The sequence below is a fragment of the Acinetobacter sp. GW821-FHT09D10 genome, assembly GCF_059416285.1.
Genome location: NZ_JBWKOW010000005.1, coordinates 2,614 through 17,034, shown reverse-complemented (window position 1 = coordinate 17,034; position 14,421 = coordinate 2,614). Strand labels below are relative to the sequence as shown.

At 39.3% G+C, this 14,421-nt stretch carries 10 protein-coding genes; 9 read left to right on the top strand and 1 reads right to left on the bottom strand.

Annotation, left to right across the window (positions count from 1 at the left end):
* The first annotated feature begins 66 nt into the window (after positions 1-66).
* The 5 genes from AC07M3_RS12320 to sucD all read left to right on the top strand — a co-directional run bounded on the left by AC07M3_RS12320 (position 67) and on the right by sucD (position 7,810).
* On the top strand, positions 67-2,907 hold the full coding sequence (locus AC07M3_RS12320) for a 2-oxoglutarate dehydrogenase E1 component (RefSeq protein WP_004639167.1): 2,841 nt from the start codon (positions 67-69) through the stop codon (positions 2,905-2,907).
* The gene (gene odhB, locus AC07M3_RS12315) at positions 2,907-4,097 is read left to right on the top strand and encodes a 2-oxoglutarate dehydrogenase complex dihydrolipoyllysine-residue succinyltransferase (RefSeq protein WP_003655463.1); all 1,191 of its coding nucleotides are present in this window, start codon (positions 2,907-2,909) and stop codon (positions 4,095-4,097) included. Before AC07M3_RS12320 ends, odhB begins: the two co-directional genes overlap by 1 nt.
* 61 nt (positions 4,098-4,158) lie before the next feature.
* Complete coding sequence (gene lpdA, locus AC07M3_RS12310) at positions 4,159-5,592, top strand: dihydrolipoyl dehydrogenase (RefSeq protein ID WP_042897586.1); 1,434 nt, start codon at positions 4,159-4,161, stop codon at positions 5,590-5,592.
* A 146-nt stretch (positions 5,593-5,738) separates the two neighbouring features.
* Positions 5,739-6,905, top strand: coding sequence for an ADP-forming succinate--CoA ligase subunit beta (gene sucC / locus AC07M3_RS12305; RefSeq protein WP_003655470.1), 1,167 nt, complete (start codon positions 5,739-5,741; stop codon positions 6,903-6,905).
* Positions 6,906-6,919: 14 nt separating this feature from the next.
* Positions 6,920-7,810: a succinate--CoA ligase subunit alpha gene (gene sucD / locus AC07M3_RS12300; protein WP_003655479.1), complete on the top strand. Its 891-nt coding sequence runs from the start codon at positions 6,920-6,922 to the stop codon at positions 7,808-7,810.
* Between the two features lie 400 nt (positions 7,811-8,210).
* Here sucD and trpS read toward each other — a convergent pair whose 3' ends face one another.
* Entirely contained in the window at positions 8,211-9,224 is a 1,014-nt protein-coding gene (trpS, locus tag AC07M3_RS12295; RefSeq protein WP_092708983.1) for a tryptophan--tRNA ligase, read from the bottom strand.
* 207 nt (positions 9,225-9,431) lie between these two features.
* Between trpS and AC07M3_RS12290 the strand changes: the two genes are divergently transcribed.
* The 4 genes from AC07M3_RS12290 to AC07M3_RS12275 form a co-directional block, all read left to right on the top strand.
* Positions 9,432-10,361, top strand: a complete 930-nt coding sequence (locus tag AC07M3_RS12290) for a DUF808 domain-containing protein (RefSeq protein WP_133747836.1) — start codon at positions 9,432-9,434, stop codon at positions 10,359-10,361.
* Between the two features lie 26 nt (positions 10,362-10,387).
* Positions 10,388-11,287 carry a KPN_02809 family neutral zinc metallopeptidase gene (gene ypfJ / locus AC07M3_RS12285; RefSeq protein WP_198496739.1) on the top strand — a complete coding sequence of 300 codons (900 nt, stop codon included), beginning with the start codon at positions 10,388-10,390 and terminating at the stop codon, positions 11,285-11,287.
* A gap of 242 nt (positions 11,288-11,529) precedes the next feature.
* Positions 11,530-13,032 carry a cation:proton antiporter gene (locus AC07M3_RS12280; RefSeq protein WP_092708989.1) on the top strand — a complete coding sequence of 501 codons (1,503 nt, stop codon included), beginning with the start codon at positions 11,530-11,532 and terminating at the stop codon, positions 13,030-13,032.
* A gap of 457 nt (positions 13,033-13,489) precedes the next feature.
* Positions 13,490-14,421, top strand: a 932-nt coding sequence (locus tag AC07M3_RS12275; protein ID WP_494599133.1) for a BapA/Bap/LapF family prefix-like domain-containing protein, incomplete at its 3' end; no start/stop codon positions are given.

The following is a 14,421-nucleotide window of genomic DNA, read 5'->3' as shown; positions in this document are numbered from 1 at the left end:
TATGCATCATGGGTGTGCTTAAAAGGCAGCCTGTAATATTTTTTGCAATAGGAAATGGGTCCACAAATGCAAGAAGTTGCTGACGCATTGCGTCTTGACACTGAACTTTCCGCTGATAGTGCAGCGTATATTGAAGAACTTTACGAGCAGTACCTGTCTTCCCCAACCTCTGTAGCTGAGGACTGGCGCCAATATTTCGATAAATATCCAAAGGGTGACCAACCACACGGCGCTGTGCGTGAGCAATTCCTATTACTAGGACGTAATGCTAATCGTGTTCAACCTGTTGTACAAAGTACGGTAAGTACTGAGCATGAACGTCGTCAAATTGGCGTTTTACAACTTATTGCTGCTTATCGTAATCGTGGACATCAAAAAGCTAAATTAGATCCATTAGGTCTTGCTAAGCGTGAAGATATTCCTGATTTAGATCTTTCAGCACATGGTTTAACCAAATCAGATTTAGACACAGTATTCAACACAGGCAATCTTGAGATTGGCAAAAGCGAAGCAACGCTTGCTGAAATGATTGAAGCAATGGAAGCAATCTATTGTGGTTCAATCGGTGTTGAATATATGCATATCGTGGACACAAAAGAAAAGCGTTGGATTCAACAACGTCTTGAAAGTGTTCGTGGTCAGCTTAATTTTACAAATGATCAAAAGAAAGGGTTCTTGGAGCGTTTAACCGCTGCAGAAGGGCTTGAAAAATTCCTAGGTAATAAATACGTTGGTGCTAAACGCTTTGGTGTAGAAGGTGGTGAATCTTTTATTCCTATGGTGAATGAAATCATTCAACGTGCTGGTGCTGTTGGTTGTAAAGAAGTTGTTATTGGTATGCCACACCGTGGCCGTTTAAATCTTCTTGTTAATATTATGGGTAAAAACCCTGCAGACTTGTTTGGCGAGTTTGAAGGTAAGGCTATTCATAAGAAAGGTTCTGGCGACGTTAAATACCATCAAGGTTTCTCAAGTAATGTAATGACTCCAGGTGGCGAAGTTCACTTGGCATTAGCATTTAACCCATCTCACTTGGAAATCGTTGGTCCTGTAGTTGAAGGTTCTGTGCGCGCACGTCAAGTGCGTCGTAGAGACATCGGCGGTGATGATGTATTGCCAGTAATTGTTCATGGTGATGCTGCATTTGCAGGTCAAGGTGTGAACATGGAAACCTTCCAGATGTCACAAACTCGTGGCTATACGGTTGGTGGTACTGTACACATTATCGTGAACAACCAAGTTGGTTTTACAACTTCTGATCCACGTGATGCGCGTTCTACTGAATATTGTACTGACGTTGCAAAAATGATTCAGACGCCAATTTTCCATGTGAATGGCGATGATCCTGAAGCAGTAATCTTTGCTACTCAATTAGCACATGATTTCCGTCACGAATTCCGTAAAGATGTTGTGCTTGACTTGTTCTGTTACCGTCGTCGTGGTCATAACGAAGCAGATGAGCCATCTGGTACACAACCATTGATGTATCAAGTGATTGCTAAAAAAGCAACAACTCGTACACTCTATTCAGATCAGCTTGTTCAACAAAAAGTAATTGATCGTGCTGAAGCAGACCAAATGGTTGAAGATTACCGTGCAGATTTAGAAGCCGGAAACCATGTGGCAAATGCTTTAGTACTTGAACCAAATACGAAAATGTTTGTTGATTGGACGCCTTATTTGGGCCATGACTACACAGACGATTGGGATACTTCATTTGACTTAAATCGCTTAAAAGAATTAGGCGAAGGCATGAGCAAACTTCCGGAAGGATTTGTTATGCAGCGTCAAGTGCAAAAAGTAATTGAAGATCGTGTGAAAATGCAAACTGGTGAAATTGCATTGAACTGGGGTGCTGCTGAAACTTTAGCTTACGCAACCTTGATTGATGAGGATTACCTTGTTCGTATTACTGGTGAAGACGTTGGGCGTGGTACATTCTCGCACCGTCATGCAAAATTGCATAACCAAGTTGATGGTTCAACATATATTCCACTTTGCAATGTCAAAGAGAACCAACCTCGTTTTGCAATTTACGATTCTTTATTGTCTGAAGAAGCTGTTCTTGCATTTGAATATGGTTATGCAACTACAATTCCTAAGAGCTTAATTATTTGGGAAGCACAATTTGGTGACTTCGTAAACTGTGCTCAGGTTGTAATTGACCAGTTTATTGCTTCTGGCGAGACTAAGTGGGAGCGTGTTTGTGGTTTGACAATGTTGTTACCTCACGGTTTCGAAGGTCAAGGCCCAGAGCATTCGTCAGCTCGTTTAGAACGTTTCTTACAGTTATGTGCTGAAGATAACATGCAAGTGATCACTCCAACGACACCTGCACAGATTTTCCATGCATTACGTCGTCAAGCTGTACGCCCAATTCGTAAGCCATTGATCGTAATGTCACCGAAATCTTTACTTCGTCATAAACTTGCTACTTCTACTTTAGAAGAGCTTGCAAATGGTTCATTCCAGACTGTAATTGACGAAATCGATCAAATTAACAAGTCAGATGTAACTCGTCTTGTACTTTGTGGCGGTAAAGTTTATTACGACTTACTCGAAAAACGTCGTGAACAAAACTTAACTAACGTCGCAATCGTACGTATTGAACAGTTATATCCATATCCAGAACAACGTCTTGCGGAAATCTTGGCTGCATATCCAAACGTGAAAGAACTTGTTTGGACACAAGAAGAGCCGAAGAACCAAGGCGCTTGGTTATTTATCGCACCTCGTTTATATGACGATATCTTAAAATCTGGCAAACAAATCCGTATCAGTTTTGCAGGTCGTGAAGCTTCTGCTGCACCAGCTTGTGGCTCACCGTACTTGCATGCAAAACAACAAGCTCAGCTAATTAATGATGCATTGGCAATCGAAGCTGAACAATCAGGAGATTCTCAATAATGGCAACCGAAATTAAAGCACCGGTATTCCCAGAGTCTGTTGCAGATGGAACCATCGCAACTTGGCACAAAAAGGTGGGTGAACCTGTATCACGTGATGAAGTAATCTGTGATATTGAAACCGACAAAGTTGTTTTAGAAGTGGTTGCTCCTGCAGATGGTAGCTTAGTTGCAATCATTAAAGGTGAAGGCGATACAGTTCTTTCTGACGAAGTGATTGCTCAGTTTGAAGCTGGTGCTGGTGCAGCGGCTGCTCCTGCAGTAGAGCAAGCAGTTGCTCAAACTCAAGCTGGTGCAGCTCCTGTTGTTGAGCGCACTGAAGCTGTATCTGGTCAAGCTCCTGCAGTTCGTAAAGCTTTGTCTGAAACTGGTATTGCTGCTGCTGACGTACAAGGTACTGGTCGCGGTGGTCGTATCACTAAAGAAGATGTGGCAAACCATCAAACTAAACCAGCTGCTAACGTTACTCCGTTAAGCGTAGCTGTTGGTGAGCGTATCGAAAAACGCGTTCCAATGACTCGTTTACGTAAGCGTGTAGCTGAGCGTCTTCTTTCTGCAACTCAAGAAACTGCAATGTTAACTACATTTAACGAAGTTAACATGAAGCCAATCATGGAATTGCGTAAGCAATATAAAGATGCGTTTGAAAAACGCCATGGTGCTCGTTTAGGCTTCATGTCATTCTTTGTTAAAGCTGTAACTGAAGCACTTAAGCGCTATCCTGCGGTAAATGCTTCAATTGATGGCGATGATATTGTTTATCATGGTTACTATGACATCGGTGTTGCAGTATCTTCTGATCGTGGTCTTGTTGTTCCAGTATTACGTGATACTGATCGTATGAGCTATGCAGAAGTTGAAGCAGGTATTGGTGCTTATGCTGCTAAAGCGCGCGATGGTAAATTATCTATCGAAGAAATGACTGGTGGTACTTTCACTATTACTAATGGTGGTACTTTCGGTTCATTACTTTCAACTCCAATTTTGAATCAGCCGCAAACTGGTATCTTGGGTATGCACAAAATCCAAGAGCGTCCTATGGCTGTAAATGGTCAAGTTGAAATCTTGCCAATGATGTATTTAGCGCTTTCTTATGACCACCGTATGATTGATGGTAAAGAAGCAGTAGGTTTCTTAGTAGCAATCAAAGAATTGTTAGAAGAACCAGCTAAACTCATCCTTGATCTTTAATTTCTTCGAATAATATTACCGAGATAGAGTGATCCTCTATCTCGGACCATGGAGATAAACAATGTCTCAACAATTTGATCTTGTTGTTATTGGCGGTGGTCCTGGTGGTTATGAAGCTGCAATTCGTGCTGCTCAACTAGGCTTTAAAGTCGCTTGTATCGAAAAACGTATTCACAATGGTAAGCCATCTTTAGGTGGTACATGCTTAAACGTAGGTTGTATTCCTTCTAAGGCATTACTTGATTCTTCTCATCGTTATGAAGATACAGTGCATCATTTAGCTGATCACGGTATTACTACAGGTGAAGTGAATTTTGATCTTGCTAAGCTTCTTGCTCGTAAAGACAAAATTGTTGACCAATTAACTGGTGGCATCGATCAATTGCTTAAAGGCAATGGTATTGAGTGGTTAAAAGGTACTGGTAAATTACTTGCTGGTAAAAAAGTTGAGTTTGTTTCACACGAAGGTGAGACTCAAGTTTTAGAACCTAAATACGTGATTCTTGCGTCTGGTTCTGTACCTGTAAATATTCCAGTAGCTCCTGTAGATCAAGATATTATTGTTGATTCAACTGGCGCATTAAACTTCCCAGAAGTACCTAAACGTTTAGGTGTTATTGGTGCTGGTGTAATCGGTTTAGAGCTTGGTTCTGTTTGGCGTCGTCTTGGTTCTGAAGTTGTTGTATTTGAAGCAATGGATGCATTTTTACCAATGGCTGATAAAGCTTTGGCAAAAGACTACCAAAAACTTTTAACTAAGCAAGGTCTTGATATTCGTATTGGCGCTAAAGTTGCTGGTACTGAAGTTAATGGTCGCGAAGTGACTGTTAAATACACTCAAGGTGGCGAAGAAAAAACTCAGACTTTTGACAAATTAATCGTTTGTGTAGGCCGTAAAGCTTATGCAGAAGGTTTGTTGGCAGACGATTCAGGTATTAAATTGACTGAACGTGGTCTAGTTGAAGTAAACGATTACTGTGCAACTTCTGTAGAAGGTGTATATGCAATTGGTGACTTGGTTCGCGGTCCAATGCTTGCTCATAAAGCAATGGAAGAAGGTGTAATGGCTGTTGAGCGTATCCACGGTCATGCAGCTCAAGTGAACTATGACACAATCATTTCTGTTATCTATACGCATCCGGAAGCGGCATGGGTTGGTTTAACTGAAGAACAAGCTAAAGAAAAAGGTCATGAAGTTAAAACTGGTCAATTCGGTTTTGCTGTAAATGGTCGTGCTTTAGCTGCGGGTGAAGGTGCTGGTTTCGTTAAGTTCGTTGCTGATGCAAAAACTGACCGTTTATTAGGTATGCATGTCATTGGACCTGCTGCATCTGATATCGTACACCAAGGTATGATCGCACTTGAATTTGTATCTTCTGTTGAAGACCTTCAGTTAATGACATTTGGTCATCCAACATTCTCTGAAGTTGTTCATGAAGCTGCACTTGCTGTAGATGGTCGTGCAATTCACGCGATTCAACGTAAGCGTAAATAAAATAAAGAGCGGTTCTCCGCTCTTTTTCACATTTGATGGTGTGATTAAAAAAACATCAAGGTGATAGAGTAGACAGCAATTTGCATATACAACATGAGAATGTTGCGCAAATTGAAGACAACAAACAAAGTTAAGTAGGTAACTAAATGAACTTACATGAGTATCAAGCTAAAGCGTTATTGAAAGAATATGGTATGCCGGTACAAGAAGGTATCTTGGCAACCAATGCAGACGAAGCAGTTGCTGCATTCGAACAGCTTGGTGGTAAATTCGCGGTAATGAAAGCGCAAGTTCATGCTGGTGGTCGCGGTAAGGCTGGTGGCGTTAAAGTTGCAAAATCTAAAGAAGATGTTATCGAATTTGCAAACAACATTATTGGTACTCGTCTTGTAACGTATCAAACTGATGCAAATGGTCAACCAGTAAACAGCATTATTGTTGCTGAAGACGTATACCCAGTTGAGCGTGAGCTTTACTTGGGCGCGGTTGTAGACCGTTCTAGCCGTCGTATTACTTTCATGGCTTCTACAGAAGGTGGTGTAGAAATCGAGAAAGTTGCAGAAGAAACTCCAGAAAAAATTATCAAAGTTGAAGTTGATCCATTAGTTGGCTTACAACCATTCCAAGCGCGTGAAGTTGCGTTTGCTTTAGGTTTGAAAGACAAGCAAATCAGCCAGTTTGTTAAAATTATGGCTGCTGCTTACCAAGCATTTGTAGAAAATGACTTTGCATTATTCGAAATTAACCCACTTTCAGTTCGTGAAAATGGCGATATTTTATGTGTAGATGCAAAAGTTGGTATCGATTCTAACGCGCTTTACCGTTTACCTAAAGTTGCTGCTTTACGTGACAAATCTCAAGAGAATGAGCGTGAATTAAAAGCATCTGAATTTGATCTTAACTATGTTGCTTTAGAAGGTAACATTGGTTGTATGGTTAACGGTGCTGGTCTTGCAATGGCAACTATGGACATCATTAAACTTTATGGTGGTCAGCCTGCAAACTTCCTTGACGTTGGTGGCGGTGCAACTAAAGAACGTGTAATCGAAGCGTTCAAAATCATCCTTGCTGATACATCTGTACAAGGTGTTTTAATCAACATCTTCGGTGGTATCGTACGTTGTGACATGATTGCTGAAGCGATTATTGCAGCGGTTCAAGAAGTAAACGTAACTGTTCCAGTTGTTGTTCGTTTAGAAGGTAACAACGCTGAGTTAGGTGCTAAATTACTTGATGAATCTGGTTTGAAATTAATTTCTGCGAATGGCTTGTCTGATGCCGCAGAAAAAGTTGTAGCTGCAGTTAAAGCGTAAGGGGAGTATCAATCATGAGCGTATTAATTAATAAAGACACTAAAGTATTGGTACAAGGTTTTACTGGTAAAAACGGTACTTTCCACTCTGCACAAGCTTTAGACTACGGTACAAAAGTTGTTGGTGGTGTTACTCCAGGTAAAGGTGGTACAACTCACCTTGACTTGCCAGTATTCAACACAATGAAAGAAGCTGTACGTGAAACAAATGCAGATGCATCTGTAATCTATGTACCAGCTCCATTCGTTTTAGACTCTATCGTTGAAGCGGTTGATTCAGGTGTTGGCCTAATCGTTGTGATCACTGAAGGTGTTCCAACAATCGACATGCTTAAAGCAAAACGCTACTTAGAAACTAACGGTAACGGTACTCGTTTAGTTGGTCCTAACTGCCCAGGCGTGATCACTCCGGGTGAATGTAAGATTGGTATTATGCCTGGTCACATTCACCAACCAGGTCGTATTGGTATCATTTCACGTTCAGGTACATTGACTTATGAAGCTGTTGCTCAAACAACTAAGCTTGGTTTAGGTCAGTCTACTTGTATCGGTATTGGTGGTGACCCAATCCCAGGTATGAACCAAATCGAAGCTCTTCAATTGTTCCAAGACGATCCAGATACTGATGCTATCATCATGATCGGTGAGATCGGTGGTACAGCTGAAGAAGAAGCTGCTGAATTCATCAAATCTAACGTGACTAAGCCTGTAGTAGGTTACATTGCTGGTGTAACTGCACCTAAAGGTAAGCGTATGGGTCACGCTGGTGCGATTATTTCTGGTGGTCAAGGTACTGCTGAAGAGAAATTCGCTGCATTTGAACGCGCTGGAATGGCTTACACTCGTAGCCCAGCTGAGCTTGGTTCAACAATGTTGCAAGTTTTAAAAGAGAAAGGTTTAGCTTAATCGCTTTATCCTGAATCTTAAAAAACACCGCATCTGAAAATGATGCGGTGTTTTTTTATCTATAAATCAAAAATAAAATTTCTAAAGAAGACAAAATAAAATGTTTAAGCAAAAAAAATACGCAATGATTGGGGTGATCATTGCGTAGAACAACGAATCTGTAAAAACAGTTTCGGTTTAAGGAGAAATGTCGTGAGGTTCATATAATGTAACCTACATAACAAATAATAGAGATAGTTAAGAAATTCTTCATCGCTATTAGCGTTAATAAGTGTTACTTCACGTTAATAGGGTAAAAGCATGTGAATGATAGTGGATACATTAGTAATTCTAAAAAATTAATACTATGGATTAAATAAGCATAAAAAAAGCCCCGAAGGGCTTTTAGTTATAAATAGCATTAGAATTTAAATAATCCTAAGCCATCTTTAACTTCATCTAAGGTCTGTTGAGTAATAAGACGGCATTTATCTGTACCTTGACGTAAAACATCCATAATGTAGTCAGGATCTTTAGCAAGTTCTTCACGACGTTCACGGATAGGGCTGATCAATTCTTTCAAAACACTTTCAAGACGTTTTTTAACCGTTCCATCACCTAGACCGCCGCGACGATAATGCGCTTTTAATTCTTCAACTTCTTCTTTATTTGGATCAAATGCATCTAAGTAAGTAAATACAATGTTTCCTTCAACCTGACCTGGATCTTCAATACGAAGATGATTTGGATCGGTATACATTGCATTTACAGCTTTTTTGATGTCTTTATCAGAAGCATTTAAAACAATGGTATTGCCTAATGATTTAGACATTTTTGCCTTGCCATCAAAACCAGGTAAACGTGCCATATTTGAAAGCAAAGCTTTACATTCAGGCAAAAGGTCTTGGCCGATTTGACGGTTTATTCGACGTACAATTTCATTGGTTTGTTCAATCATTGGAATTTGATCTTCACCCACTGGAACCACAGTCGCTTTGAAAGCAGTAATGTCAGCAGCTTGTGCAACAGGGTAGCAGAGGAAACCAGCCGGAATATCACGCTCGAAACCGCGCATTTGAATTTCAGACTTAATGGTCGGGTTGCGTTCTAAGCGTGCAACCGTCACGAAGTTAAGATAGAGCATGGTGAGCTCATTCAGTGCTGGCAAGCATGATTGTACGCAAATCGTGGTTTTTGTTGGATCAATGCCTACAGCTAAATAATCTAGAGCAACTTCCAAAATATTGCGACGGACTTTATCTGGATTATCTGCATTGTCTGTTAATGCTTGAGCATCTGCTAATAAGAGATGTTGATGATGGCTATCCTGTAAACCTACACGAGAACGCAAAGAACCGACAAAATGCCCAAGATGAAGTTGTCCGGTTGGGCGGTCGCCTGTCAAAATAATTGGACGCTGATCAACATTACTCATTATTTATTCCACTGTCTTATTGGCTTAATCAGGGGTAGTAAGCCCTGCAATATAAAAGATTGGCATTATTGTACGGGAAATAAAAAAAATTCGTCAGCGATTGGGTAAACTTTTCTTAAAATAATATTGTGAATTTATTCAGTAAAATTACAGAAATTCAAAAAAATCATCTTACAATAGCGTAATAAATACAAACTTGGATAAGAAATGGCAAGTGGCTTACTTTTATTACTAGATGATATTGCAACAATTTTAGATGACGTTGCTTTAATGAGCAAAATGGCAGCAAAGAAAACTGCCGGAGTTTTAGGTGACGATTTAGCCTTGAATGCTCAGCAAGTCACAGGTGTTCGTGCAGATCGTGAGCTTCCTATTGTTTGGAAAGTGGCTAAAGGCTCATTTGTTAATAAACTTATTTTAGTTCCTTTAGCATTATTAATTAGTGTGGTTGCACCTTGGCTCATTAATCCTTTGTTAATGCTAGGTGGCTTATTTTTATGTTATGAGGGAGTGGAAAAAGTTCTTCATACCATTATGCATAAAAAGTCCTCTACTCCTGAGGAGGCCAAAGCAGAGCTTGAAAACGAAGAATTAGATTTAGCAACATTTGAAAAAGATAAAATCAAAGGTGCTGTTCGCACAGACTTTATTTTATCTGCAGAAATTGTTGTGATCTCTCTGGGTACCGTTGCTACTGCTACCTTAATGACTAAAGTAAGTGTACTCAGCATTATTGCAGTTGTGATGACAATTGGTGTTTATGGCTTGGTTGCCATGATTGTTAAGATTGATGATCTTGGATTATATCTAACAGATCAAACGGCATCTTTTAAGCAGACTTTAGGTCGTGGCTTGCTCGCATTTGCACCTATTTTGATGAAGTTACTTTCTATTGTTGGCACTATTGCAATGTTTTTGGTAGGGGGAGGGATTATTAATCATACTATTCCTTTACTACATCATTTAACTGAAAATACAGTGGACCATGTTGAGACTATACCAGCGGTAGGAAATATCATTGGCGCTTTAACACCGACGCTGGTTAACTTTGTAATAGGACTGGTTGCTGGTGCAATTGTTTTATTAATTGTGAGCTTAATACAAAAAATGTGGCCAAAAAAAGCATCGGGTTCATGATGCCATTCTAAAATAAGAGGGAAATTATGCGCTGGAAAGGTCGTCGAATTAGTACCAATGTTGAAGATCGTCGAGGTGGTGGCGGTGTTAGAGCAGGTGGTATCAGCATTATTGGTTTGGTTGTTGCATTTGTTGCGTGGAAGTTTTTTGGGGTTGACCCCCAACAAGCTTATCAGGCAACTCAGCAGGTCACTGCATCACAACAGTCAAATGCAACTGCACCAGAAAGTTTAACAGCCGAGCAAAAAGAAGCCTCTGATTTTGTTGGAACTGTTTTGGCTGATACAGAGGATACGTGGACTCCTATATTTAAACAGTTAGGTAAAACATATACACCGCCAAGATTAGTATTGTTTAGTGGAATGATTCAGTCTGGGTGTGGTACTGCGCAATCTGCAATGGGGCCATTTTATTGTCCGGCAGACCAGAAGGTTTATATCGATACAGAATTCTTTAAAGATATGCGTCAGCAAATGGGGATTTCTGGTGAGCAAAACCAATCTGAACTTTCCAGACAAGATCAGGCAGGCGATTTTGCTCAAGCTTATGTTGTTGCACATGAGGTAGGGCATCATGTTCAAACCTTGCTTGGTATTTCTTCACAAGTACAACAAGCCCGTGCACAAGTGAGCCAAAGAGAAGGTAATCAATTATCTGTTCGCCAAGAGTTGCAAGCTGATTGTTTGGCTGGTATTTGGGCGAGTCATAATCAGCAACGTACACAATTTTTAGAGCAAGGTGACATTGAAGAAGCGATGGATGCTGCTCAAAAAATTGGAGATGATTATTTACAGAAGCGCTCTACTGGTCAGGTTGTTCCAGATAGCTTTACTCATGGTAGTAGTGAACAGCGAATGCACTGGTTTCAGGTCGGTTTAAAAACTGGCGATATTAACCAATGTGATACTTTTAATAATCCAGTTTAAGATTCTATAGGGTGAGTCTTGTTAAACATATTTAAGAAGCTCATCCATTTTTCTTGAGATCATAACTATAAATAATGTTAAGAAATTTAACAGAGTGATAGATTGTTCAATCAATTCGTTAAACTTGTGTCCTAGTTTTTGTTTTTTAAATTATGGCATTGTTAATGCCAGCTTTTTTGTTCAGTTTGGTCGATCTAGCAAAGTTTCTTTTATTTGGTCGTTGACCCAGAAGAAGGGTATTCATGGGTAATTTTTTTCTACTACAAGCACTTACAGTGGTTTTTGCGCTCTCAATAGCCACCACGATTTTTAATAAGCGTATTTTGGGCTTTCCACAGGCTATTGGTGTACCTCTGGTTTCGGCAATTTTTGTCTTTATTTTGCAATGGGGGGCTAGTCTGTTAAATGGTAACGAATTTATTACCATCAATATCCACCATATTGAGGAAGTAGTACGCCATATCGACTTCTACGATTTTTTAATTAATGGTGTGATCTGTTTTATTCTAACTTCTTCAGCACTTAAATTTAAAATTTCTGATTTAAGAAGTTACTGGAAGCAAATCAGTATTTTGGCCACCATTGCATTAGTCATTTGCGCCGTTTTATTTGGTGGATTGCTCTATGGGTTCCAACTACTGGTTGGATATCATGTGCCAATTCTGGTGCTTTTACTTTTAGGTGCAGCTTTAGGGGCAACAGATCCTATTGGTATTAAAGGTGTACTGAGTTCGATTCGTGCGCCGCATCATTTGATTGTTAAACTAGAAGGCGAGTCACTGTTTAATGATGCAATGTGTATTGCATTATTTATGACCTTGCTCAATGTTTTACAAGGTGAACATTTTTCGTTGATAGCGACACTAGAAGCTTTACTCTATGAAATCGTTGTTGCGGTCGGAATTGGTTGGGCATTTGGAGTAGGGGTGTTGCGTCTATTACGTGGTAAACACGAAATGGAGTCTCTGATTTTAACAACAGCTTTGCTCGCGAGTGGAGCATATTTGGTTGCTTTGTTTGCTCATGCATCAGCACCAATTGCTTGTGTAATTGGCGGTTTAATTGTTGGAAACAAATGGAAAGAAATACGAGAAGAGCGAGAGATTCAAGAAATTAATCATTTTTGGCATACCGTAGAAGGAATTATCAACTCATTCCTGTTTACTTTAATTGGCTTAGAGTTATTTATTCTTGATTTAAACTTTAGCCTAATTTTAGGTGGTATTGTTGCATTCTTTATACTTCATATCTCTCGTTTTGCTGCCAACTTTATGGCTTTTGCCTTTTTCCCGAACATGCGGAAAATGAAAAGTTATAATGGTAGTTTAACCATTTTATCTTGGGGTGGGGTACGAGGGGGGATTTCACTTGCACTGATTTTGGCAGTTGCCAATATTCCCGCATTAAGTCCATATAGCAGTATCCTGATTGGCTATACTTTTATTAGTGTGTTGTTGTCAGGCATTGTATGTGGTCTAGGCCTACCAGCTGTGATGAATGCTTTCTATTACAATCCGAATGAAGAAACCGAAGGACTAAAAGGTCTATATCAAAGATTGTGTCATAAGATGAATCGGAGAGGCTTTCAATATATTGTAGGTGAAGATGCACTGGGTAGAGAAACGATTACCGTTTTTAATCCGGATATTCTGGTAGACCAAAAAACTGAAGATGGAATTGCAACAATGCATGACCCAAATAAGTTACAAGAAGTAAAACGATTTGAGAGTCCTGATAATTTCTAAATATTTTCAGTTTTAAATTTTATAAGATATTTAAAAATTAGGTTTTAGTGTAATAGTAAAATATTACCTAAAGCCTTTTTTTTCTATATATATCATTAATAATATATTTTATTTTATTAAGATATTAATAATTGTTATATGAATATTTTAATTAAATGACATTTCAACAAATGGTAAATAATAAAAGATTAAATTTGTTTTATATATAAAACATTTAATGCAATTTTTAGTTAAATTAACACAAGAAAAACTTAAAGAAGACTTATATATAATTTGTATTAATTAAAATTTTTTCTATAGGTACTTTAGTATTTGTTTTTTTTATTTTAAAGTGTTTAATGTAAAAATGATCACATTACTTAATGTTTTTAAGTTGTAGGTCAAAAACTTGAAAACATTAAGTAAAAAGAATTATACATAAAATCATTTAAATCAATAATATAAAAGGAATACAGATATGCCTGAAATACAAATTATTGCCAAGGATAGTCACGACACCTTGTCAACCATCAAGGGAACTTCCGCATCGCTTACAGAAGCGTCGGTGGTATTAGTAAAAGTGGCTGCCAGTGATGTATTGGTAGTGAATAGGGAGGGAACCAATGCAGTCATTCGCCTTAAAAACGGTGAAACTATTGTTATTGAAGGCTTCTTTAGTGGAACAGCTGAGCCTAAAGATAACAGCCTTGTTTTTCAAGATGAAAATGGACAGTTAATCTGGGCAAAATTCAAAGATGCTGAAAATGATGCAGACGCGGATGCGGATGCCGATGCGGATGCCGACAGTGATGTTGAACCACAAGCACTCGTAGCTGAAGATTTACCAGCCGCTTTACCTGCAGAGGCACCACAAGAGTTGGTGTCTGATGTTATTTATCAGCCTATTTCTTCAATTGAACCATTGCTTTATCATGATGCGGGCATAAACCCATGGTTATGGGCTATCCCATTAGTTGCGGGTGGTATCATTGCAGCAGCATCAAACAGTGATAGCAATGATGACGACTCTTCAACACCTACCGACACAACACCACCAAATACAGATGGGGTAACTTTCTCAGTTAATCCTGTTACTTCAGATAATGTAATCAATTCATCAGAAGCAGCTGGTAACGTTACGATTACTGGTGTTCTTAAAAATATTCCAACAGATGCGGCGAATACAGCCGTTACAGTTGTTATTAATGGGGTGACTTATACCGCAACTGTAGACAAGGTTGCAGGTACATGGTCAGTAAGCATACCGGGTAGTGGCTTAACGGCAGATGCAGATAAAACCATTGATGCGAAAGTAACGTTTACAGATGCAGCAGGTAATAGCAGTACTGTTAACGACACACAAACATATACAGTAGATACCACAGCACCGAATGTGCCAGTGATTGACCC

Bases quoted from the DNA above. Each gene is read 5' to 3' on its own strand.
- lpdA (WP_042897586.1), top strand. From the start codon at position 4,159: ATGTCTCAACAATTTGATCTTGTTGTTATTGGCGGTGGTCCTGGTGGT.
- AC07M3_RS12280 (WP_092708989.1), top strand. From the start codon at position 11,530: ATGGGTAATTTTTTTCTACTACAAGCACTTACAGTGGTTTTTGCGCTC.
- AC07M3_RS12320 (WP_004639167.1), top strand. From the start codon at position 67: ATGCAAGAAGTTGCTGACGCATTGCGTCTTGACACTGAACTTTCCGCT.
- ypfJ (WP_198496739.1), top strand. From the start codon at position 10,388: ATGCGCTGGAAAGGTCGTCGAATTAGTACCAATGTTGAAGATCGTCGA.
- trpS (WP_092708983.1), bottom strand. From the start codon at position 9,224: ATGAGTAATGTTGATCAGCGTCCAATTATTTTGACAGGCGACCGCCCA.
- AC07M3_RS12290 (WP_133747836.1), top strand. From the start codon at position 9,432: ATGGCAAGTGGCTTACTTTTATTACTAGATGATATTGCAACAATTTTA.
- odhB (WP_003655463.1), top strand. From the start codon at position 2,907: ATGGCAACCGAAATTAAAGCACCGGTATTCCCAGAGTCTGTTGCAGAT.
- sucD (WP_003655479.1), top strand. From the start codon at position 6,920: ATGAGCGTATTAATTAATAAAGACACTAAAGTATTGGTACAAGGTTTT.
- sucC (WP_003655470.1), top strand. From the start codon at position 5,739: ATGAACTTACATGAGTATCAAGCTAAAGCGTTATTGAAAGAATATGGT.